The sequence below is a fragment of the Nocardioides xinjiangensis genome, assembly GCF_017916385.1.
Classification (GTDB): Bacteria; Actinomycetota; Actinomycetes; order Propionibacteriales; family Nocardioidaceae; genus Nocardioides; species Nocardioides xinjiangensis.
Window position 1 is genome coordinate 588,464 of sequence record NZ_JAFMSW010000001.1, and the last position, 21,172, is coordinate 609,635.

Below are 21,172 nucleotides of genomic sequence, written 5' to 3' on the forward strand. Positions count from 1 at the left end.
CGCGGGCGGCGTCAGCAGCTCGAGCGCTTCTCCGCTGCCTTGCAGGTGTCGTTGCCCCCGCGACCACGGGCGATGTCGAAGCCCTTGCCGCCGTCGAGGCGGTCGGGCCGGCGCGAGCCCGTCATGACGTCCGCGCCGCCGCGGCCGTAGATCCTCGCGCGGTGGTCGGGGTGGGCGGTGATGACCTCGGAGTCGTTGCTGCCCTTGAAGACCGACGAGGTGTTGGCCGGCAGCTGCACGTCGCTGAAGCCGGAGATGCGGCCCACGAGGGTGTACGGCTGGAGGTCGCGGATCGTGGCCCTCGTGAGCTGGTCGATGCGCAGCGTCGGCTTCAGGGCCGGGTTCGGGACCGGGAGGAGGCGCAGGCGGTCCTGGCCGCCGTTGCCCTTGGCCACGAAGCCGGACTCCAACGGGAGGGGGAACGTGATCGTGTCGACGCCGCTCCCGCCACGGAAGGCCTGGTGGAGCGACGACGTGGTGCCGAGGACGTCGATGCCGCTGCTGCCGACGAACAGGTCGGCGCCGACGGTGCCGCTGAGGGTGTCGTCGCCGGCGTCGCCGTAGAGGCGGTCGTTGCCGCCGGTGTCGTCGGCGGCGTCGGCCACGACCGTGTCGTCGCCGCCGCGACCGAAGATCGTGTCGTCGCCGCCGCGGGCGTAGATGGCGTCGGCGGAGTTGGTGCCCTTGACCGTGTCGGCGTGCGGCGACCCGACGAGCCGGACGCCGCCGCTGTAGCCGGTCACCGTGTCACTGCCCTCGGCGATGATGGGGACGGTGTGGCTGGCGCGGAAGTCGACGACCACGGGGGCGCTCGCGTGGACGTACGTGACGCCGTCGAGCACCACGGGGGCGCCATCGGTGGCCGGACGCGGGTCGTGGCCGAGGTCGATGGTGTCGTTGCCGGGCCCACCGGCCAGCGTGTCGCCACGCTTGACGACCCGGCCGAACCGGTCGAGGCGCACGAGGTCGCTCTCGCCGAGGAGCCGGTCGTTGCCCTCGCCGCCGAGGATGGTGTCGGCGCCGTCGCCGCCGCACACCACGTCGTTGCCGCCGAGGCCGCGGACGACGTCGTTGCCGCCCCGCGCCACGACGACGTCGCGGCGGGCAGTGCCGGTGATCGTGTCGGACCGGTCGTTGCCGACGATCGTGGCCCGGAGGCCGCCGCACGTCGGAGCGGCCGCCGGGGCGGCCTGCGCCGCCGTGGTCACGGCGGTCGGTGCCGCGAGCGTGGCGGCGACCAGCGCGGGGACGAGTGATCGGACGAGACGCATGCTGACTCCCGGGGATGGTCGTTCTCGGTCTCCTCCTGCATCCTGCGCGCCGCGGACGCCGAGCGCTAGACCTGCAGGGCGTCCGGCCCCTTCTCGAGCAGCGTCGTGAACTGCTCCTCGTCGAGGATCGGCACGCCGAGCTGCTCGGCCTTGTCGGCCTTGGAGCCGGCGTTCTCCCCCACGACGACAAAGTCGGTGTTCTTCGACACCGAGCCGGCGGCCTTGCCGCCGCGACTGATGATCGCCTCCTTGACCGAGTCGCGGGTGTAGCCCTCGAGGGACCCGGTGGCGACGATCGTCAACCCCTCGAGCGTGCGGGGAACCGACTCGTCGCGCTCGTCGGCCATCGGCAGGTGCCGCGACCACTTGGTGACGATCTCCTGGTGCCACGGGACCTCGCGCCACTCCACGACGGCCGCCGCGATCGTGGGTCCCACGCCCTCCGTGGCGGCCAGCTGCTGCTCGGTGGCCGCCGCGATCGCCTCCCAGGAGCCGAACTCCTGCGCCAGTGCGCGCGCCGCCGTCGGCCCGACGTGGCGGATCGACAGGGCGACCAGCACGCGCCACAGCGCCGCTCCGTGCGCCTTGTCGAGGTTGTCGAGCAGCCGCCGCCCGTTGGCGGACAGCTGGGGTCCCTCCTCGCCCTTCTTGGGGGCGCGGGTGAACAGCGGCGTCGTGAGCAGCTTGTCGGCGTCGAGGTCGAAGACGTCGCCCTCGTTGGTGATGGCCCCGGAGTCGAGCAGCGCGCTCGCGGCCTCGTAGCCGAGCCCCTCGATGTCGAACGCCCCACGACCGGCCACGTGGAAGACGCGCTCGCGCACCTGCGCCGGGCACTTCTCGTGGTTGGGGCAGCGCAGGTCGCGGTCGCCCTCCTTCTGCTGGGCCAGGGTCGAGCCACAGGCCGGGCACTCGGTCGGCATCACCCACTCGGCGAGCCCCTCGGGCCGCAGCGGCAGCACGGGGCCGACGATCTCGGGGATGACGTCGCCGGCCTTGCGCAGGATCACGGTGTCGCCGGGGCGCACGTCCTTGCGGCGCACCTCGTGCGCGTTGTGGAGGGTGGCCTTCTCGACGGTCGAGCCGGCGACGCGGGTGGGCTCCATGCGACCGAACGGCGACACCCGCCCGGTCCGCCCGACCTGCACCTCGATCGCGAGGAGCCGGGCGTTGACCTCCTCGGGCGGGTACTTGAAGGCGATCGCCCAGCGGGGGGCGCGCGAGGTCGATCCCAGGCGACGCTGGAGGGCCACGTCGTCGACCTTCACCACCACGCCGTCGATCTCGTAGGGGACGATCGAGTGCCGGTGCTCGCCGGCGTGCGCGATGTAGTCCTCGACCTCCTCCAGCGACCCGACCACCCGGACCTGGTCGGAGGTCGGCAGCCCCCACGCGGCGAGGGCCTCGTAGGCGTGGGACTGGGCCTTCGGCTCGAAGCCGCGGCGCTCCCCGAGGCCGTGGCAGACCATGCCGAGGGCGCGGCTCGCGGTCACGCGGGGGTCCTTCTGGCGCAGCGACCCCGCGGCGGCGTTGCGAGGGTTCGCGAAGGCGGGGCGCCCCGCCTCGGTCATCGCCACGTTGAGGCGCTCGAAGGCCTCGACCGGCAAGAACACCTCGCCGCGCACCTCGAGCAGCTCGGGGACCGGGAACTCCTCGGTGCCTCTCAGGCGGTGCGGCACGGCGTCGATGGTCTTCACGTTGGGCGTCACGTCCTCCCCCGTGCGACCGTCACCGCGGGTCAGGGCACGCACGAGTCGGCCCTGCTCGTAGAGCAGGTTGATCGCCAGGCCGTCGACCTTGAGCTCGCACAGCAGGGCGGGCGGGTCGATCCCGTCGCGCAGGATCCGCGCGTGCCAGGCCTCGAGCTCGTCGGAGGTGAAGGCGTTGTCGAGGCTCTCCATGCGCTGGAGGTGGTCGACGGCGGTGAAGTCCGTCGACACCGCGCCGCCGACCTTCTGGGTCGGCGAGTCCGGCGTGCGGAGCTCGGGGAACTGCTCCTCGAGCGACTCGAGCTCGCGCAGCCGCGCGTCGAAGTCGGCGTCGGACAGCGTCGGGGCGTCGAGCACGTAGTAGCGCCAGCGAGCGTCCTCGACCTGCTCGCTGAGCTCCCGGTGGCGCTCGCGCGCCTCGGGCGGGGCACTGGCGACGTGGGTGTCGGCCTCGGTCACGGCGACGGGCTCCTCGGGCGTGCTCATGGCCACAGTCTGCCGGTCCGCGCCGACACCCGGCACGTCGCTCGCCGCGACGGCCGGCCGCGCCCTGGTCTGGACCGGACGAAACGCAGGCGTTCCGTCGGAATAGACCGGGCCGCCCGCGGCGTTGGGCGAAACGAAACGGTTTCGTTTCACTGATCGGAGAGGACGCATGACCCCGACGGAGACCGGCACCCGCCCGCGCGTGGCGGGCGAGCGCGAGATGGAGATCTACCAGGCGACCCTCCAGGTCCTCGACGAGGTGGGCTACGACCTGTTGACCATGGACGCCGTCGCCACCCGCGCCAAGGCGTCCAAGGCGACGCTCTACCGCCGCTGGAAGGGGAAGCCGGAGCTCGTCGTCGCCGCGATCCTGGCCCACAAGGGCGAGTCCGTCGTCCCCGACACTGGCAGCCTCCGCGGCGACCTCCTCGCGGCCTACTGCGGCGGCGACGGCGGCCTCGGCGACCCGCTCGCCCGGTCGGTCCTCTCCGCAGTGGTGACCGCGATGGCCCGCGACCCGGAGTTCGCCGAGGTCTACCGGCGCGACTTCATCGGCCCCAAGATCGAGACGTCCCGCGCGATCTACGAGCGCGCACGCGAGCGCGGCGAGGTGCACCCGGACGCCGACCTGGCGGTCCTCGCGCCCGCCCTCGCCGGGATCGTCCTGCACCGCGCGTTCCTCCTCGGCGACGCCGTGACGCCCGAGCTCGTCGGGCGCGTGCTCGACGAGGTCGTGCTGCCGGCCGCCCTCCACGGCCCGGTCGCGTCCGGGTCCCGCCCCTCCCGGCCGTCCTGACCGCCGGCCCCGGTCCACCCCACTCGACCTCGACTCGACCCGCACGCTCTCCCGAAGGAAGTCCCATGACCGACCTGGCTCTCGCCGACGAGGTGACCCCCGAGCAGCACAAGCGCCTCCGCTGGGCGCTCGTGCTCATCTCCCTGGCGCAGCTGATGGTGGTGCTCGACAGCACCATCGCCAACATCGCCCTCCCCTACATCGGCCGCGACCTCGACATCGGCCAGGCCAACCTGACCTGGATCGTCACCGGCTACGCCCTCACCTTCGGCGGCTTCCTGCTGCTCGGCGGCCGGCTCGCCGACCTGATGGGCCGCCGCCGCATCTTCATCGTTGGCGTCCTGCTCTTCGCCGTCGCCTCCCTCGTGGGCGGGTTCGCCCAGAACGAGGCGATGCTGCTCGGCGCCCGCGCGTTCCAGGGACTCGGCGCCGCGCTCGCCTCCCCCGCCGCGCTGGCGCTGATCGCCACCACGTTCCCGGCGGGCCGCGAGCGCAACCGGGCCTTCGCCGTGTACGCCGCGATGGCGGGCGTGGGGGCCGCCGTCGGCCTCATCCTCGGCGGCTGGCTCACCGGCCTCGAGGACCCGCTCGGCATCGAGGGGTGGCGCTACACCTTCCTCATCGTCGTGCCGATCGGGCTGGGCGCCGCCCTGTTCGCCCCGCGGTTCTTCGACGAGTCCGAGCGCCACGAGGGAGAGCTCGACGTCCCCGGCGCCATCACCGGCACGGCCGGCCTGCTCGCCATCGTCTTCGGCCTGAGCCGCGCCGGCGAGGAGGCGTACGGCTGGGACGCCCCGAGCACCATCGTCAGCCTGGTGCTCGGCGTCGCGCTGCTGGCGCTGTTCGCGGTGGTCGAGACGCGCGTGCAGCACCCGCTCCTGCCGTTCCGCATCTTCGCCAGCCGCAACCGCGCGGTCGCGTTCGCGGTCATGATGATCGTCCCGGCGGCGATGTTCGCGATGTTCTTCTTCCTCTCGCTGTTCATCCAGCTGGTCGTGGGCTACTCGCCGCTGCACACCGGGTTCGCGTTCCTGCCGTTCTCGATCGCGATGATCATCTCGGCGACGGCCGCCTCGAAGCTGATCAGCCACGTCGACCCGCGCTACCTCTCCGGCGTGGGGACGATCCTGTCGGCGATCGCGCTGTTCGGCTTCAGCCGCCTCGACGTGCCGCAGAGCGCCTCGGGCATCCTGTCCGCCACCGCGGACGGCGGCTTCCTCGGCGCCGACGTCGACTACTGGACCCACGTCCTGCCGTTCATCGTGCTGATGGCCTTCGGCATGGGCCTCAACTTCGTGCCCCTCACCCTGGTGGCGGTCCACCGCCTCCGCGCCCAGGACTCCGGCATCGGCTCGGGCGTGCTCAACACCATGCAGCAGGTCGGGGGCGCGCTCGGGCTGGCGACGCTCAGCACGGTGGCGCTGCACTTCAGCACCGCACGCGCCGAGGAGGCCGCCCCGCAGGTCGCCGCGGCCGCCCAGGGACAGCTCTCGCCCGAGCAGCTCGGCGGACTCGCCGCAGTGGTGGGCTTCGCCGATGGCGCGACGCACGCCTTCCTGGTGGGCTCACTGATGATGCTGGCCGCCTCGGTGATCGTGTGGCTCTTCCTCGACGTCCACCACGACGAGCTGGCCACCGACGAGGCGCCCGAGGGCGTCGTCGTCCACTGAGCGGGGCGCGGGCACCGGGCGCGAGCCGCTCCGGTGCGCGCGGCGCTGCGGGAGCGGGTGGGGGTGCCGCGGTGGAGGCGGGCGCCGGACGGGTGCCGGCCCGCCCACGGCGACGTTGCGTGCCCGGATCACCATGACGGCCACGGCGGCCGCCCCCACGGCCACCGCGAGCACGACCAGGAGGTCGGGGACCGGCCCGTCGACCGGCGAGAACTCCTGGCGGCTGAACACGTGGCGGTGCTCCAGCCACGCCATCGTCGCGCCGAGCCAGACGAGGAGGACCGCCGCCCACGCGCTGGCCACCCACCAGTCCCGGCGCTCGGCGGACGCCGAGGCCGACGGCGGCGGGGCCCCCCAGCGGGCGACCTCGAGCATGCCGACGGCCACGACCGTGGCCAGGAGGGGCACGGCCTGCATCACGTAGCGGTCGTGGAACCCGCCACCGGCGAGGACGAACGTGACGATGCTGTAGAGGGTGAGCACCGCATGCAGCGTCAGGAGGATCCACACGGCGTCGAGGCGCACGCCGTGCCGGCGCACCGACCGCACCAGCGCCGCGGGAACCAGCACCACTCCCACGACGACGAGCAGCGCGGCGCCCGTCAGGGGTTGCTCCAGGCCGCGCACCTGGTCGAGCTGGCCCCACGTCGCGACGGGTGCCCGCTCGAACTTCTCCAGGAGGGCGTCCTGGGCGGTGAAGTCGCCGTAGAGCACGCGGTTGCGCACGAAGAACCAGCCGAACGCCGCTGCGGGGACCCCGCCGACCGCGCCCGCCACCACCAGTGCCCGACGCCACCCCGCCGCCGTCCCGCCCGACCGACGCGCCAGGACCACGAGCAGGAACACCGCGCAGAGAGCCACCACGAGGACGCCCTGCGCGCGGGTGCCGGCGGCGACGGTGCCGGCGACGACCGCCGCCGCCACGCGCTGCGGCGTCACCTCCTCGCGCAGCATGCGCACCGACACCAGGAGCAGCAGCACCGCCGAGGCCGAGGCCCATCCGTCGTTCTGGAGGAACGCCGAGCGCAGCACCAGGGTGGGCGCGGCGGCGACCAGCACCGCCAGCGCCGCGACAGCCGGTCGGCCCGGCACGAGCTGGCGTGCCAGGGCACCGACCAGGACGAGCCAGACGGCGAAGCCCAGGGTGTTGGCCAGGCGCATCGTGATGACCATGCCGCTCTGGTTGACGTCGGACAGCGCCCACCAGACCGGCACCATCGCGAGGTGGAACAGGGGCGGGTGGTTGGCCGTCCAGATGTCGCCGTGCTCCTCGTCGCGACCGCGCAGCTCCTCGGCCGTCCGCGGGAACCGGTCGGGGTCGTCGACGATGTCCGACTCGATGGTCGGCAGGTCACCGGCGGCGAGCGCGGCGACGTAGCCGAGGTGCGCCGGCTCGTCGTTGGCCCAGCTGGGGACCGTGTGGATCAGCGCGACCTGTCCCCCCACCAGGAGGAGCAGGAGCCCGGCGAGCAGCGGCACGGCGTCGGGGCGGGCGGCGAAGCGGGCGACGCGGCCCCGGGCGCCGGTGCGGCCGGTGCGGTGCGAGCGCAGCGATCCCGGGCGTTCCTCGTCGGTCACGGTGTTCCTCTCGTGTCGTACGTCGGCCCGGTGCGCACCGGGGCGGCTGCGCAGTCGTCGAGCCGGTGCAGCTCGACGACCGGACCGGGACGGTCGTAGGAGGACGGGTAGTAGTTGAAGCTGAAGTCGTAGGAGAACTCGGGGCGGATGACACCGGGCTCGTACGGCGACACGGCGAGCACGCGCCGGCCCTCGGCGGCCAGCCGGGCGTAGTACGCCGCCGCGTCCGTGAGGCCCGCGGCGAGTCCCCGGTCGCGCTGGTGGCTGTTCACCATGACCCAGCACCTCCCCGCGGCGCGGTAGGTGTCCAGCAGCCCGGGATGCAGGCCGATCTCGTAGCGCTGGAAGGGCCGCTCCACCGGGAACAGCTGCCACCCGGCGGCACGCAGCTCGCGGCGGTACGACTCGGGCACGGCGGGCTCGACCACGATGCGACCTCCGCCGGGCTGGCGGACCAGGAAGGCCAGCGCCTCGGCGCGGGTGTCGGTGCTCAGCAGCAACCGGTCGCTGCGCACGACGCCGGCGACCGGCTGGGCCAGCGCCACCACGGCCAACAGCGCGGTCGCGACCGGTCGCGTGCGCCCGCGCAGCCGTCGCCGCAGCGCGTCCGCCGTGCGCGCGGCCCCGAGTCCGGCCAGCACCGCGAGGGCGGGATAGGCGGGCAGCATCCACCGGGCGAACCACCGGTCGTGGCTGGCCATCCACAGGTACAGCAGGACCGGCAGGGCGAGCAGCAGCACGGCCTTCTGGCGCTCGCGCCGCCAGGCGAGCGCGAGACCGCCGATCGCCAGCAGCACCGGCACGAGCCCCAGGCCCCACAGCAGGGTGGCGGGATACCCGAGCCAGGCCGAGCCGGTCTGCCCGAGCTTGCCCGTGGCGGCCTGCGCGGACTGGCCCGTGACCTGGCGCCAGAACGTGCCGGCGTGCACCACCACGAACGGGTTGAGGGCGAGCAGGCCGACGAGGCACGCGACGGCCGCCACCCCGAGGTCGCGCAGGCCCGAGGCGAGCCGCTGGCGGCCGGCGGCGACGCGCATTGCCAGCGCCAGGGCCACCACGGCGACCATCGGGGCCGCGAGGTACTTCGTGCCCGTGGCGACGCCGATCGCCGCGCCGGCGACGGCCGCCGTCGCCGTGCCGCCGTGCTCGTGCAGGCGCAGGCACGCGAGCAGGCCCAGCGCGACCGGCAGCATGGTGGCCGCGTCGTTGAGGGCGTGGTGGGCGTAGAAGACGGGCAGGAACGACAGGCCGACGAACGCGGCCGCCCACGTGCCCGCCGCTGCACCGAAGGCGCGACGGCCGGCGAGACCGACGACGAGGACCGTGGCGGTGCCGAGCACCGCGACCACCAGCCTGGCGACCGTGAGCACCAGCCCGGGGTCGTCGGCGAGCAGCGCGGTCGCGTCGTCACCGGGCAGGGCGGCGCGGAAGACCAGGGCGAGCAGGTAGGTCAGGCCGGTGGGGTTCTCGAAGTAGCCCGTCGACCAGTCGCCGTCGGCGGCCGCCGCCGCGTGCGGGACGAAGTGGAGCTCCTCGTCGGCGTTGTAGGCGTGCGGCAGGCCGTGGCGGAGCCCGACGAGGCGCACCACCAGGGCCGCGACCACGACGGCCACCAGCCATGCCGCGGCACGGTCGGGCCTCTGCCGGACGGGGTGCTCCGTGCCGGGCTGCGGGATGCGCTCAGCGGCCGCCGGCACGCGCGGGCTCCCGGGCTCCGAGCACGGCGCGGCGCGGCCGCGCCCACCACGCCGCCAGTCCCGCGACGGCGAAGTCGGCCACCGCGTGCGTCACCCGTGAGAGCAGCGCGACGGCGGCGGCACCCGGGAGCCCGACCAGGGGGGCGAGCAGGGCGACCAGCACGCCCTCGCGCGCCCCGACGCCGGCGGGCGCGAAGACGACCAGGACCCCCGCGGCGTGCGCCAGCGCGAAGGCCGCCACGGCGGTGCCGAGCGGGGGCGGGGCCGACGAGCCGGGCACGAGCAGGAGCAGCGCAGCGCCGTAGCCGACCCACACGACGGCCATCAGCACGCAGGTCGTCCCGAGCTCGCGCACGCCGAACCGGGTGCCGCGGCCGGCGAGGCGGTCGGCCAGGCGACGCAGCACGGGCGGCGCGAGCGCGACCGCGCCCGCGGCCACCGCCAGCGCAGCAAGGCCGTACGACGGCCCGGGCAGCGCGCCGGCCAGCGCGAGGAGGCCGCCGAGCAGCAACCCGGTCGCGGTGTGCGCCAGGAGGAAGACTGAGGACGCGGTGACGCTCGAGCGGGTGGGCACGCCGTGCCGGCGTCCGAGCTGCGCCTGGACGGCGATGCTCCACACCGAACCCGGGACGTACTTGCCGAGCTGGCCGACGAAGAAGACCGCCGCCGCGTCGCGCGGGCCCACGTCGGAGCCGATCCAGCGCAGCAGCAGCCGCCACACCACACCGGTCGTGGCGACGCCGGCCGCGGTCAGGCCGGCGGCCGCCAGCAGCCGCGACGGCCCCGTCTGCCCCAGTCCGTCCGCGACGTCGGCCCAGCGCCCGCGCAGGCCCCACCACGCCCCCGCCAGGGTGAGCAGCACGAAGAGCCAGCGGGCGGCCGTGAGCAGCCGTCCGCGGCTCACGGCACCCCGGAGGCGGCGCCCGCCGCGTGCAGCAGCGCGGTGCGCGTCGGGTACGGCAGCGCGGGCGTCAGACCTCGCGTCATGGTCACCGCCAGCCGGTCCCCCGCCCCCGCGAGGGTGCGCTCGATCGCGGCGACGTAGCGCCGCCGGTCGACGTTGTCGAAGACGACGAGGCCGCCCGGCGCCAGCCGGTCGACGGCTCGCGCCAGGCACGCCTCGCGGGCGCGCCCGTCGATGACCACGACGTCGAACCGGCCGGGGACGTCGTCGATGGCGGCGACGTAGCCCGCGAAGTCGAGTCCGGCGTGGCCCCGCTTGGCCGAGGGCACGGCCGGCGCCGCGGTCGCGACCGGCTCGACCACACGCAGCTCGACGTTGCGCGGCAGCCGGGGAGCCAGCACCTCGGCCCAGCCCGCGTGGTGCTCGACCGAGTGCACCTCGCCCGCACGGGCCGCCAGCCACAGCGTCGAGGCGCCGGATCCCCACTCGAAGACGCGGGCGCCCGGGTGCTCCCGCAGCCACCGCGCGACGCGGTCGGCGGAGTCGAAGGTCCACCACGGCACGTCGAGCCGGTGCAGCCCGTCGACGTCGTGGATCGCCAGCAGCGAGGCCGCCCAGGTCGCCGCCCGCGACCGTGGGGCGCGGCGCTCGAGCCGGTCCAGGACGCCCGCGGCGCGCAGCGGGACGGCGGCGGCGCGGGCGCTGCGGACGTAGAGCCCCTTCACCGGACGGCTCCGTTCGCCCCGGCGACGGACGTGATCGCAGGCGTCGTCGGCACCCGCAGGATGTCGAACCTCGCACGCTTGGTGTGCTCGAGGTTGGCCTCGATGAGCGCACGGTTGGTGCGGATGAGGTCGGAGACGATGCCCAGCATCAGGCACAGCGACGACATCACGATGAGGGCGGCGCCGACCAGCAGCGACTGCACGTGCCCGCCGCCGTCGCCGGTCGCGGCCAGCACGGCGTACCTCGCGAACGGCGCGAGCCCGAGCACGCCGAACAGGGCGGCCATCACCCCGAAGATGACGTAGGGGCGGTACATCACGTAGGCCCGCACGATGGCGGCGCCGGAGCGGAACACGTGCTGCCGGGTGGAGGAGAACAGCCGGGACTCGCGCGTCTTCGGGTTGGTCAGCACCGGCACGCTGGCGATGGCGAGGTTCTTGTTGCCCGCCTGGATGATCGTCTCCATGCAGTAGGAGAAGCGGGTCACCGTGTTGAGCCGCATCAGCGCCTCGCGCGAGTAGGCGCGGAAGCCGCTCGCGGCGTCCGGCAGCTCGGTGCGCGCGGCGACGTTGACCACCTGGGAGCCCAGGCGCTGCAGTGCCTTCTTGCCGGGCGAGAAGTGCTCGATGAGCCCGACCTGCCGGTCCGCGATCACGATGTCGGCCTCACCGCGCAGGATCGGCCGGACCAGGTCGGCGATCCGCTCCTGCGGGTACTGGTTGTCGCCGTCGGTGTTGACGACGATGTCCGCGCCGATCGCCAGGGCGTGGTTGACGCCGTCGGTGAACGAGCGCGCCAGGCCCTGGTTGCGGTGGTGGCGCACGATCTCGGTGACGCCGAAGGAGCGCGCCACCTCCACGGTGCGGTCGCTGCTCCCGTCGTCGATGACGACCACGACGACCTCGTCGACGCCCGGGACCGACGACGGGATCGAGGCGAGCACGAGCGGGAGGGTCTCCTCCTCGTTGAGGCACGGCACCTGCACCACGAGCTTCACCCGCCGGACGCTAGGCGGGTGGCGGTACCCCGGACGGTCGCCCAGGTGACGGGCCGGCGAACGGTGGGCGAGCGCTCGGCCGCACCCCTCGCAGCAGGACCGGCGGGACCGGAGAATGGCGCGCATGCCGCGCAGGCCCCTCCGCCACCTGGTCCCGGTCCTGCTGTTCGGCGTCGTCGCCGGCGTGTACCTGCTGACGACGAACCCCGCCCCGAGCCCCGACGCCTTCGCCGCGGACTTCGCCGCCCGGCACATCGCGCTCACCGGCGACCCGGTGCCCGACATCGCCGACTTCCCGCTGCTCGACGACAACGTCATCCGCGAGACGTGGATCGTGGCGACGGCCGACGGTCGCGAGGCCGTGGGCCGGGCACCGGGCGTGATCGCGGCCGTCGTCCCGGCGTACGCGCTCGCCCGGCCCGCGACGGTCGACCCGCTCCCCGGCGCGGTGACCGCCGCGCTCCTCAGCGCCACCGCCGTGGTGCTGTTCCTCCTGCTCCTGCGCGAGCACATCGGCACCCGTCGAGCGCTGGTCGCCGCCTCCCTGCTCGGCTTCGCGACACCCGTGTGGTCGGTGTCCGCCGACGCCATCTGGCCGCACACCCTCACGACGCTGGGGATCGTGGGCACCGCCTGGGCCGCCGACCGCGGCAGGTGGCGGCTGGCCGGTGTCTTCGGCGGCGTGCTGCTGTGGGGACGGCTCCACGCGGCCGTCATCTGCGCCGTCGTCGGCCTCGGCCTGGCCTGGTCGCGGCGCAGGCCGGCAATCGCGGCGCGGGTGGGGCTCGTCGCCGTCGCCGCCCTCGGGACGGTGTCGGTGTGGACGCGCTGGATGTACGGCTCCTGGGACCCCACGTCCGGCTACCGCGCCGGTGACTTCACCCGCGCGGCTGCCCACCACGCCCTCGACCCGCTCAACCACCTCGGCTTCGTGCTGTCCGCGGACCGGGGGCTGCTGTGGTGGTGCCCGCTGCTGCTGGTGCTCGGCCCGACCGCGTGGCGCCGGCGGCACGACCTGCCCGACTGGAGCCGGTGGCTGGTGGCGGGCGGCGCGGCGTACACGCTCAGCCAGGCGGTCCTCAACCGGTTCAGCGGTGGGGACCACTTCTACGGCTACCGCACGAGCCTGGAGCTCGTCGTGTGCCTCGCGCCCGCGCTCGCGCTGGCCTCACCGCACCTGGCCGGGCGCGCCCGGCGCTGGTTCGTCCCCGTCGCGGTGCTGCAGGTGGTGCTGATCGCGCCGGGAGCGATCTCGGACGAGATGTACGTGCCGGTGCGCCACGTGTGGTGGCGGCACGCGTTCGTCGACGCCCTGGTGCTGCGGCCGACCGAGCTGCTGCCGCTGGTCGCCGGGACGATGGCCTGCGCCCTCGTGGCCGTGCGGCTCCTGCACGCCGACGCGGTCGTGCGCCGGCTCGACCGCGCCGACGCGGCGGTCAGAGGTTCCGCGCGACCGTCGCGGCGAGCCGCAGGGCCCGAGCGGCCCACGCCGGCGTGGCCCCCGCGAGGCCGCACGACGGTGTGACGACGAGGCGCTGCCCCACCGCCTCGGGGTCCAGGCCCAGCATGTCGAGCCAGCGCTGGACGCGCTCGGTGACCCGCGCGTCCGACGGCCCGGTGGCCGGGTCGGTGGAGGGGACCACGCCGAGCGCGGCCGTGAGCCCGGCCTCGAGCGCCTCGGCGAAGGTGTCGAGGTCGGCGGGCCCCAGCACGTCGAGGTCGGCGGACAGCCCGGCGACCCCGGTGCCGGCGACGAGGGACCACGGGGTCTCGGGGGCGCACGAGTGCACCCACGCCTCGGCTCCCGCGTCGGCGATCGCTGCGACCACCCACTCCAGGTGCGCCGACGCCTCGGGCAGGTCGACGCTGCGGTGCCGGCCGAAGCCGCTCGCGGTGGGCACCTGCCCCGCCACCACTGCGGCCAGGGCCGGCTCGTCGACCTGCACCACCCACCGGTCGACGCCGCGGATCCGCCGCCGCAGGTCGGCCAGGTGGCCGCCCACGCCCTCGGCGAGCGCCTGCGCCAGCTCGCGCCGGGCGCCGTGGTCGCTCAGCACCTTGTCGCCGCGCGGCTTCTCGACCGTCGCGGCCAGCGTCCACGGGCCGGCGACCTGGGTCTTGAAGGTGCCCTCGTAGCCCTGCGCCAGCTCCTCCACCGTGTCCAGGTCCTGCGCGAGGAGCGACCGGGCACGGCGGTGATCGACCCCGCTGGTGTCGGTGAGCCGCCAGCCGGCGGGTTGCAGGTCGGCGGCGAGCCCCTCCACCACGGCCAGGCCGCGGCCGGTCATGGCGGCCGCGACGCCCCGTCCGGGGACCTCGGGGACGTGCGGCAGACCGGGCAGCTCGCCGAGGACGAGCCGGACCGCCTCGGCGTGGTCGGCGTCGTGGGTGCCGGGCATCGAGCCGATGCCGGTGGCGGCCGTCATGGACGGTCACCCGCCTCCGCGAGCAGGCGGGCCGCCGCTCCGTCGACCGAGCGGGTGGACGCGCTGACCAGGGCGACCCCGACGCCGTGGTCGCGGTCGATCCCGACGAACGACCGGAAGCCGCCGGTGCCGCCGTTGTGCCAGGTCACGGTGCGGCGCAGCAGGTCGCCGGTGAGCCAGCCCGCGCCGATGCGCATCCTGCCGGCGAACGGCGCGACCGGGTCGAGCGCGTCGGCGCCGGCGACCGTGCGGTCGAGCATGGCGCCCAGCAGCACCGCGAGGTCGGTGGCCGAGGACCGCACTCCCCCGGCGGGCCCGACGGCCTCCCCCGTCCAGGCCTCGACCTCGCGGCCCCTGCGGTCGCGCGCGGCGACCGCGCCGGGTCGCAGGTCCTCGACGGAGGTGGCCACGTAGGTGTCGGTGAGGCCGAGCGGCACGGCGATGCGTGCGGCGACCAGGTCGGCGTACGGCATCCCGGCCGCCGCCGCCACCGCGTGGCCGAGCAGCTCGAAGCCGAGGTTGGAGTAGGCGGGCCGCGGTCGCCGCGCCACCTTCACCCCGTCGAGCTGTGCGAGGAGCCCGGCGAGGTCCTCGCGGTAGGGGTTGCGGCCCTCGCGCCACAGCTCCCACGAGCGCCGCAGCACGTCGACGCCGGCGAGCCGGGGCAGTCCGGCGCTGTGCGTGGCGAGAGCGGAGAGACGGGTGCCCGCCAGCTGCTCCGGGACGTCGAGGTGCTCGCCGAGCACCGTCCCCTCGGCGAGCTCGCCGCGGGCCAGGGCATCGCGCCACAGCAGTCCGGTGACCCCCTTGCTCACCGAGCCGAGCTCGACGTCGGCGTGGACGCCCAGGTCGCCGGTCCCCACCGCGTCGACCTCCGCCGCGGCCGGAGTGACCAGCGCGACGACGTACGCCCGGTGGCGCGGGCCGAGCAGCGCACCGGCCCGCGCGCCGAGGTCGCTCATGCAGGTGCTCCGGCGGGCCGGGTCGCGGCGATGGTGGCCGATCCGACGACCCGCGTGCCGTCGTAGATCACCGCTGCCTGGCCGGGCGCGATGCCCTCGGCGGGCTCGAGCAGGTCGATCGCGACCTCGTCGCCGTCGACGGTGATTACCGCCCGGTGCTCGCGGCCGTGCGCACGCAGCTGCACGGTGCCCTCCAGCCGGTCCGGGACGGTGCCGCACCAGCGCGGGCGGATCCCGGCGACGTGGTCGACCGCCAGCCGCTCCCGCGGGCCGACGGTGACGGTGCCGCTGACCGGCTCGATGTCGAGCACGAAGCGCGGCTTCCCGTCGGGGGCCGGCACGCCGAGCCGCAGGCCCCGACGCTGGCCGATGGTGAAGCCGTAGGTGCCCGTGTGGCTGCCCACCCTCTCGCCGGTGGTGGCGTCGACGATGTCGCCTCCGTGGTTGGGCGCCCGGTCCCCGAGCTTCTCGCGCAGCCAGCCGGCGTTGTCGCCGTCGGCCACGAAGCAGATGTCGTGGGAGTCCGGCTTGTCGGCGACCAGCAGGCCGCGCGCCTCGGCCTCCCGGCGCACGGCCGGCTTGTCGGTGTCGCCGAGCGGGAAGAGCGAGTGCCGCAGCTGCTGCTGGTCGAGGACGCCCAGGACGTAGGACTGGTCCTTGCCGTGGTCGGTGGCGCGGTGCAGCTCGACGAGGCCGTCGGCGCCGGTGCGCAGCTGGGCGTAGTGACCGGTCGCGACCGCGTCGAAGCCGAGCGCGAGCGCGCGGTCGAGGACGGCCGCGAACTTGATCTTCTCGTTGCACCGCAGGCACGGGTTCGGCGTGCGCCCGGCGGCGTACTCGTCCATGAAGTCCTCCACGACGTCCTCGTGGAAGCGGTCGGAGAGGTCCCAGACGTAGAACGGGATGCCGATGACGTCGGCGGCGCGACGCGCGTCGTTGCTGTCCTCGATGGTGCAGCAGCCGCGGGCGCCGGAGCGGTACGACGCCGGGTTGCGGCTCAGCGCGAGGTGGACGCCCGTGACGTCGTGGCCGGCCTCGACGGCGCGCGCGGCGGCGACGGCGGAGTCCACCCCGCCGGACATGGCGGCGACGACCCGCATCAGCGCGCCTTGGCGGCCCGGGCGCGCTCGACGACCGGACCGATCGCCGCCACCAGGGCGTCGACGTCGGCCGGCGTGCTGCTGTGCCCCAGGGAGAACCGCAGCGAGTGGCGGGCCTGGTCCTCGTCGCAGCCCATCGCCAGCAGCACGTGCGAGGGCTGCGGCACGCCCGCCGAGCACGCCGAGCCGGTCGAGCACTCGATGCCGCGGGCGTCGAGGAGCATGAGCAGGGAGTCGCCCTCGCAGCCGGGGAAGCCGATGTGGGCGTTCCCGGGCAGGCGCAGCGGTCCGGGCGGGGTGCCGTGCAGGTGGGCGTCGGGGACGACCTCGACGACCCGGCGGACCAGGTCGTCGCGCAGCTCGGCGACGCGCACCGCGTGGTCGTGCTGGTTCTTCACCGACTCCTCCACCGCTGCGGCGAGGCCGGCGATGGCCGGCACGGCGAGCGTGCCGCTGCGGATGTCGCGCTCCTGCCCGCCGCCGTGCACGAGGGCGCTGACCTCCAGGTCGCGGCGCACGACCAGCGCACCCACGCCGATCGGGCCGCCCAGCTTGTGGCCGGTGAAGGTGAGGGCGTCCACGCCGCACTCGCCGAAGTCGACGGACACGTGGCCGACCGCCTGCACCGCGTCGGTGTGCACCGGGATGCGGTGCGCCGCCGCGAGCTCTACGACCTGCTCGACGGGCTGCAGCGAGCCCACCTCGTTGTTGGCCCACATCACCGAGATCAGCGCCACCGAGGCCGGGTCGCGGGCGATGGACTCGCGCAGCGCCTCCACCTCGAGGACGCCCTCGGCGGTCACGGGCAGCAGCTCGACGTCGGCGGCGTCGCTGGCCGCGAGCCAGTGGAGGGTGTCGAGCACCGCGTGGTGCTCGATCGCCGTGGACAGGATGCGCGTACGGCGCGGGTCCTCCGCACGTCGGGCCCAGAAGACGCCCTTGACCCCGAGGTTGTCGGACTCGGTGCCGCCGGAGGTGAACACGACGTCACCCGGTCGGGCGCCGATCATCCCCGCGATGGTCTCGCGCGACTCCTCCACGACCCGGCGCGCCCCGCGCCCGGAGGCGTGCAGCGAGCTCGCGTTGCCCACCCCGGTGAGCTGCCGGGTCATGGCCTCGACGGCGACCGGCAGCATCGGCGTCGTCGCGGCGTGGTCGAGGTAGACGAGGGACTGGCTCATGGCCTGCCAAGCCTACGCGCCGGCGCCAGTCGGCCCGCCATCGTCCCGGCCGTCCTGCCTGCCGTCCGGGTAACGCCACCACCTGCGCGCTCCCGCCCCCACCGGTCGGGGCGGGAGTGCGCGGACGGTGGCGTTACCCGAGGTGTGGGAGGACGGACAGGGGTGGCGACGACGGCGCGGGGGCCGGCAGCCCCTTCAGGACCACCAGCCCTGCAGGACACCAGCCCTGCAGGACCACCAGCCCTACAGGACCACCAGGTCGTCGCGGTGGATGACCTCGCGCTCGTACGCCGCTCCCAGCGCCGCCTTCAGCTCGCGGGTCGAGCGGCCAAGGAGGGTCGGCAGCTCGTCGGCGTCGAAGTTCACCAGGCCGCGGGCCACGAGGGACCCGTCGGGGCCGAGCAGGTCCACCGCGTCGCCGGCGACGAAGCCGCCGTCGACCGCGGTGACACCGGCTGCGAGGAGGGACGCGCGGCGCTCGACCACGGCGCGGACGGCCCCGGCGTCGAGGGTCAGCGTGCCCTGCCCCGACGTGGCGTGCGCCAGCCAGAGCAGGCGGGTGGGGCGACGCCTGCCGGTGGCCCGGAAGAGGGTGCCCACCTCCGCGCCCGACAGGGCGGCCGCGGCCTGCTCGGCCGAGGTGAGCACCACGTCGATGCCGGCGCCGGTGGCGATGCGGGCGGCGTCGACCTTGGTGGTCATGCCGCCCGTGCCGACGCCGGCCGCGCCGGCGGACCCGATGGTCACCGCCGCCAGGTCGTCGTCGGAGCGCACGAGCGGCACCAGCCGCGAGCCGGCGCGCGACGGCGGCCCGTCGTAGAGGCCGTCGACGTCGGAGAGCAGCACGAGGAGGTCGGCGTGGACGAGGTGCGCGACGAGCGCGGCGAGCCGGTCGTTGTCACCGAAGCGGATCTCGGAGGTGGCCACGGTGTCGTTCTCGTTGACGATCGGCACGACGCCGAGCTCGAGCAGCTTGGCGAAGGTCTGGTGCGCGTTGCGGTAGTGGGCGCGGCGGGTGACGTCGTCGACGGTGAGCAGCACCTGGCCGGTCACGATGCCGTGCCGGGCGAACTCCTCCTGGTAGCGGTGGGCGAGCAGGCCCTGACCCACCGACGCGGCGGCCTGCTGCGCGGCGAGCGCGCGCGGACGCCTGCTCAGCCCGAGCGGCGCGAGGCCCGCGGCGATGGCGCCGGACGACACCAGGACGACCTCGGCTCCCCCATCCTTCGACGCGGCAAGGACCTCGACGAGCTGGCGTACACGGGCGGGGTCGATGCCACCGGCGGCGGTGGTCAGCGACGACGAGCCGACCTTGACGACGATGCGCCGAGCAGCACGCACCAGCTCATCGCGGTCGCTCACGCGTCGTCCTGCTCCCCGCCCCAGTCGGGGTCGTCCTTGCCGCCGATCTCGTACGCCATCGGGCCGACGCCCGAGCTGCCGGTGCTGCGCGAGCGGCCCTTCCTGCCCTTGGCCGTGTCGAGGCGGCGGGCCACGTCGGCGCGGGCCTCCTCCTCGGCCTTGGACTCCATCGCCTCGTCGATCTCGCGACGGCGCTGCGAGGCGGGCCTGGACTCGTCGAAGCGCTGGTCCTCGCCCCGGCGGCCGAGCATCTCGGCACCGGCCTCGATGCTGGGCTTGAAGTCGAAGACCACGGCGTTGCGCTCCGGCCCGATGATGACCGTGTCGCCCTCTTGCGCACCGAGCGCGACGAGCCTCTCCTCGACGCCGAGGCGGTTGAGCCGGTCGGCGAGGAAGCCGACCGCCTCGTCGTTGCTGAAGTCGGTCTGGCGCACCCACCGCTCGGGCTTGGTGCCGCGCACGCGCCAGCCCTCGTCGGTCTCGACGACCTCGAAGTCGGCGCCGCCGTCGACCGCCGCGGGCCGCAGCACGATGCGCTGGGCCTCCACGGCCGGCCGCTCCGCACGTGCTGCGGTGACGATCTCGGCCATGGCGAAGGTCAGCTCGCGCAGGCCGGCACCCGACGCGGCGCTGACCTCGAAGACCCGCAGGCCGCGCTCGCGCAGGTCGTCGACGACCATGTCGGCGATGTCCCGGCCGTCGGGGACGTCGACCTTGTTGAGCGCGACGAGCCGGGGCCGGTCCTCCAGCCCGCCGTAGCGCGCCAGCTCGCCCTCGATCACGTCGAGGTCGTCGAGGGGGTTGCGGCCGGGCTCGATGGAGGCGCTGTCGACCACGTGCACCAGCGCCGCGCAGCGCTCGATGTGGCGCAGGAAGTCGTGGCCGAGCCCGCGGCCCTCCGCGGCCCCCTCGATGAGGCCGGGCACGTCGGCGACGGTGAACGTCGTCTCGCCTGCCGTGACCACCCCCAGGTTGGGCACCAGGGTGGTGAACGGGTAGTCGGCGATCTTGGGCCGCGCCCGCGAGATCGCTGCGATGAGCGAGGACTTGCCGGCGCTCGGGAAGCCGACGAGGCCGATGTCGGCCACGACCTTGAGCTCGAGCCGTACGTCGAGCTCGTCGCCGGGCTCGCCGAGCAGGGCGAAGCCGGGGGCCTTGCGCTTCGACGAGGCGAGCGCCGCGTTGCCGAGGCCGCCGCGGCCGCCCTGGGCGACCACGAGCGTCGTGCCGGCGCCGACGAGGTCGGCGAGCACGTTGCCCTCCGCGTCCTTGACCAGCGTGCCGTCCGGGACGGGCAGCACGAGGTCCTTGCCGTGGGCGCCGTTGCGGTGGCCGCCGGCGCCGTGGCCGCCGTGCTCGGCGCGGCGCCGCGGGCTGTGGTGGTAGTCGACGAGCGTGGTGACGCTGGTGTCGACCTGCAGGATGACCGACCCGCCCGGCCCGCCGTTGCCGCCGTCGGGACCGCCGAGCGGCTTGAACTTCTCGCGGTGCACCGAGGCCACGCCGTTGCCGCCTCGTCCGGCGGCGACGTGCAGGGTGACGTGGTCGACGAACGTGGGGAGGGCCATGGAACGGTTCCTAGTCAGTGGTTATGAAGCACGAAGGGCGCCCCCAGACAGGGACGCCCTTCGCAGAGAGTGCTCAGTGTCGCGGTGACGTCACTCGCCGGGGACGATGTTGACGACGCGACGACCGCGGCGGGTGCCGAACTCGACGGCGCCGGCCTGCAGGGCGAACAGCGTGTCGTCGCCGCCGCGGCCCACGCCGGTGCCCGGGTGGAAGTGCGTGCCGCGCTGGCGGACGATGATCTCGCCGGCGCCCACGACCTGGCCGCCGAAGCGCTTGACGCCGAGGCGCTGCGCGTTGGAGTCACGACCGTTCTTGGTGCTCGCGGCACCCTTCTTGTGAGCCATTGTTCAGTCCTTCGTGATGAGTCGGGAGTCGTCGACCTCGAGCGGGGCTCAGAGGGAGATGTCGGTGACCTTGACCTGGGTGTACTTCTGGCGGTGACCCTGGCGCTTCTTGTAGCCGGTCTTGTTCTTGTACTTCTGGATGACGATCTTCGGGCCCTTGGCGGCGCCCGTGACCTCGACGGTGACCGAGGCCTGGTCGAGACCGGTCGCGGTGACCTTCTCGCCGTCCACGACCATCACGACCGGGAGCGTCAGGGTGTCACCCTGCGCCGCCCCGGTCTTGTCGATGTTGATGACGTCGCCCACGGCAACCTTCTGCTGCTTGCTGCCAGCGCGCACGACTGCGTACACGGCGACTCACTCTCCTCGTCAGACTGCGAAAACTCAGGACTTCGAT

The 21,172-nt window shown here is 74.5% G+C and carries 18 protein-coding genes; 3 read left to right on the plus strand and 15 right to left on the minus strand.

The features are described 5' to 3' along the window. Positions 1-11 precede the first annotated feature (11 nt). Both J3P32_RS02830 and ligA read right to left on the minus strand, forming a co-directional pair. Positions 12-1,271, minus strand: coding sequence for a calcium-binding protein (locus J3P32_RS02830; RefSeq protein WP_210438341.1), 1,260 nt, complete (start codon positions 1,269-1,271; stop codon positions 12-14). Positions 1,272-1,336: 65 nt separating this feature from the next. Further along, positions 1,337-3,463 carry an NAD-dependent DNA ligase LigA gene (gene ligA / locus J3P32_RS02835; protein WP_210438342.1) on the minus strand — a complete coding sequence of 709 codons (2,127 nt, stop codon included), beginning with the start codon at positions 3,461-3,463 and terminating at the stop codon, positions 1,337-1,339. Positions 3,464-3,632: 169 nt separating this feature from the next. Between ligA and J3P32_RS02840 the strand changes: the two genes are divergently transcribed. Both J3P32_RS02840 and J3P32_RS02845 read left to right on the plus strand, forming a co-directional pair. Continuing rightward, on the plus strand, positions 3,633-4,259 hold the full coding sequence (locus J3P32_RS02840; protein WP_210438343.1) for a TetR/AcrR family transcriptional regulator: 627 nt from the start codon (positions 3,633-3,635) through the stop codon (positions 4,257-4,259). A gap of 65 nt (positions 4,260-4,324) precedes the next feature. Further along, a complete protein-coding gene (locus J3P32_RS02845) occupies positions 4,325-5,929 on the plus strand; it encodes a DHA2 family efflux MFS transporter permease subunit (protein WP_210438344.1) in 1,605 nt (534 codons plus the stop codon). Here the strand turns inward: J3P32_RS02845 and J3P32_RS02850 are convergent. The 5 genes from J3P32_RS02850 to J3P32_RS02870 are packed head-to-tail and all read right to left on the minus strand — an operon-like array spanning position 5,825 to position 11,831. Next, a complete protein-coding gene (locus J3P32_RS02850; RefSeq protein WP_210438345.1) occupies positions 5,825-7,507 on the minus strand; it encodes a DUF2142 domain-containing protein in 1,683 nt (560 codons plus the stop codon). The genes J3P32_RS02845 and J3P32_RS02850 overlap by 105 nt on opposite strands. Then, the gene (locus tag J3P32_RS02855; protein ID WP_210438346.1) at positions 7,504-9,204 is read right to left on the minus strand and encodes a glycosyltransferase family 39 protein; all 1,701 of its coding nucleotides are present in this window, start codon (positions 9,202-9,204) and stop codon (positions 7,504-7,506) included. Before J3P32_RS02855 ends, J3P32_RS02850 begins: the two co-directional genes overlap by 4 nt. Beyond that, positions 9,188-10,108 (minus strand): lysylphosphatidylglycerol synthase domain-containing protein, encoded by a 921-nt coding sequence (locus J3P32_RS02860; protein ID WP_210438347.1) that lies wholly within the window; start codon positions 10,106-10,108, stop codon positions 9,188-9,190. Before J3P32_RS02860 ends, J3P32_RS02855 begins: the two co-directional genes overlap by 17 nt. Further along, a complete protein-coding gene (locus J3P32_RS17625; protein ID WP_210438348.1) occupies positions 10,105-10,833 on the minus strand; it encodes a class I SAM-dependent methyltransferase in 729 nt (242 codons plus the stop codon). The genes J3P32_RS02860 and J3P32_RS17625 overlap by 4 nt, the downstream gene beginning before the upstream one ends. Next, positions 10,830-11,831, minus strand: coding sequence for a glycosyltransferase family 2 protein (locus J3P32_RS02870; protein ID WP_210438349.1), 1,002 nt, complete (start codon positions 11,829-11,831; stop codon positions 10,830-10,832). Before J3P32_RS02870 ends, J3P32_RS17625 begins: the two co-directional genes overlap by 4 nt. Before the next feature lie 124 nt (positions 11,832-11,955). On the opposite strand from J3P32_RS02870, the gene J3P32_RS02875 reads away from it, so the two are divergent. Beyond that, entirely contained in the window at positions 11,956-13,356 is a 1,401-nt protein-coding gene (locus tag J3P32_RS02875; RefSeq protein ID WP_210438350.1) for a hypothetical protein, read from the plus strand. On the opposite strand, the gene J3P32_RS02880 is transcribed toward J3P32_RS02875, so the two are convergent. From J3P32_RS02880 to rplU, 8 genes are all read right to left on the minus strand, one after another. Continuing rightward, the gene (locus tag J3P32_RS02880) at positions 13,268-14,257 is read right to left on the minus strand and encodes a uroporphyrinogen decarboxylase/cobalamine-independent methonine synthase family protein (protein ID WP_210438351.1); all 990 of its coding nucleotides are present in this window, start codon (positions 14,255-14,257) and stop codon (positions 13,268-13,270) included. The two genes, J3P32_RS02875 and J3P32_RS02880, sit on opposite strands and share 89 nt — an antisense overlap. Beyond that, positions 14,254-15,219: a serine hydrolase domain-containing protein gene (locus J3P32_RS02885; RefSeq protein WP_210438352.1), complete on the minus strand. Its 966-nt coding sequence runs from the start codon at positions 15,217-15,219 to the stop codon at positions 14,254-14,256. Before J3P32_RS02885 ends, J3P32_RS02880 begins: the two co-directional genes overlap by 4 nt. Beyond that, positions 15,216-16,319, minus strand: coding sequence for a tRNA 2-thiouridine(34) synthase MnmA (gene mnmA, locus J3P32_RS02890; RefSeq protein ID WP_210438353.1), 1,104 nt, complete (start codon positions 16,317-16,319; stop codon positions 15,216-15,218). Before mnmA ends, J3P32_RS02885 begins: the two co-directional genes overlap by 4 nt. Further along, positions 16,319-17,500: a cysteine desulfurase family protein gene (locus tag J3P32_RS02895; protein WP_210438354.1), complete on the minus strand. Its 1,182-nt coding sequence runs from the start codon at positions 17,498-17,500 to the stop codon at positions 16,319-16,321. The genes mnmA and J3P32_RS02895 overlap by 1 nt, the downstream gene beginning before the upstream one ends. 243 nt (positions 17,501-17,743) lie before the next feature. Beyond that, a complete protein-coding gene (proB, locus tag J3P32_RS02900) occupies positions 17,744-18,862 on the minus strand; it encodes a glutamate 5-kinase (protein ID WP_210438355.1) in 1,119 nt (372 codons plus the stop codon). Next, the gene (gene obgE, locus J3P32_RS02905) at positions 18,859-20,430 is read right to left on the minus strand and encodes a GTPase ObgE (RefSeq protein ID WP_210438356.1); all 1,572 of its coding nucleotides are present in this window, start codon (positions 20,428-20,430) and stop codon (positions 18,859-18,861) included. Before obgE ends, proB begins: the two co-directional genes overlap by 4 nt. 90 nt (positions 20,431-20,520) lie before the next feature. Further along, positions 20,521-20,775: a 50S ribosomal protein L27 gene (rpmA, locus tag J3P32_RS02910; RefSeq protein WP_210438357.1), complete on the minus strand. Its 255-nt coding sequence runs from the start codon at positions 20,773-20,775 to the stop codon at positions 20,521-20,523. Between the two features lie 48 nt (positions 20,776-20,823). Further along, positions 20,824-21,126: a 50S ribosomal protein L21 gene (gene rplU, locus J3P32_RS02915; protein ID WP_210438358.1), complete on the minus strand. Its 303-nt coding sequence runs from the start codon at positions 21,124-21,126 to the stop codon at positions 20,824-20,826. Positions 21,127-21,172 lie beyond the last annotated feature (46 nt).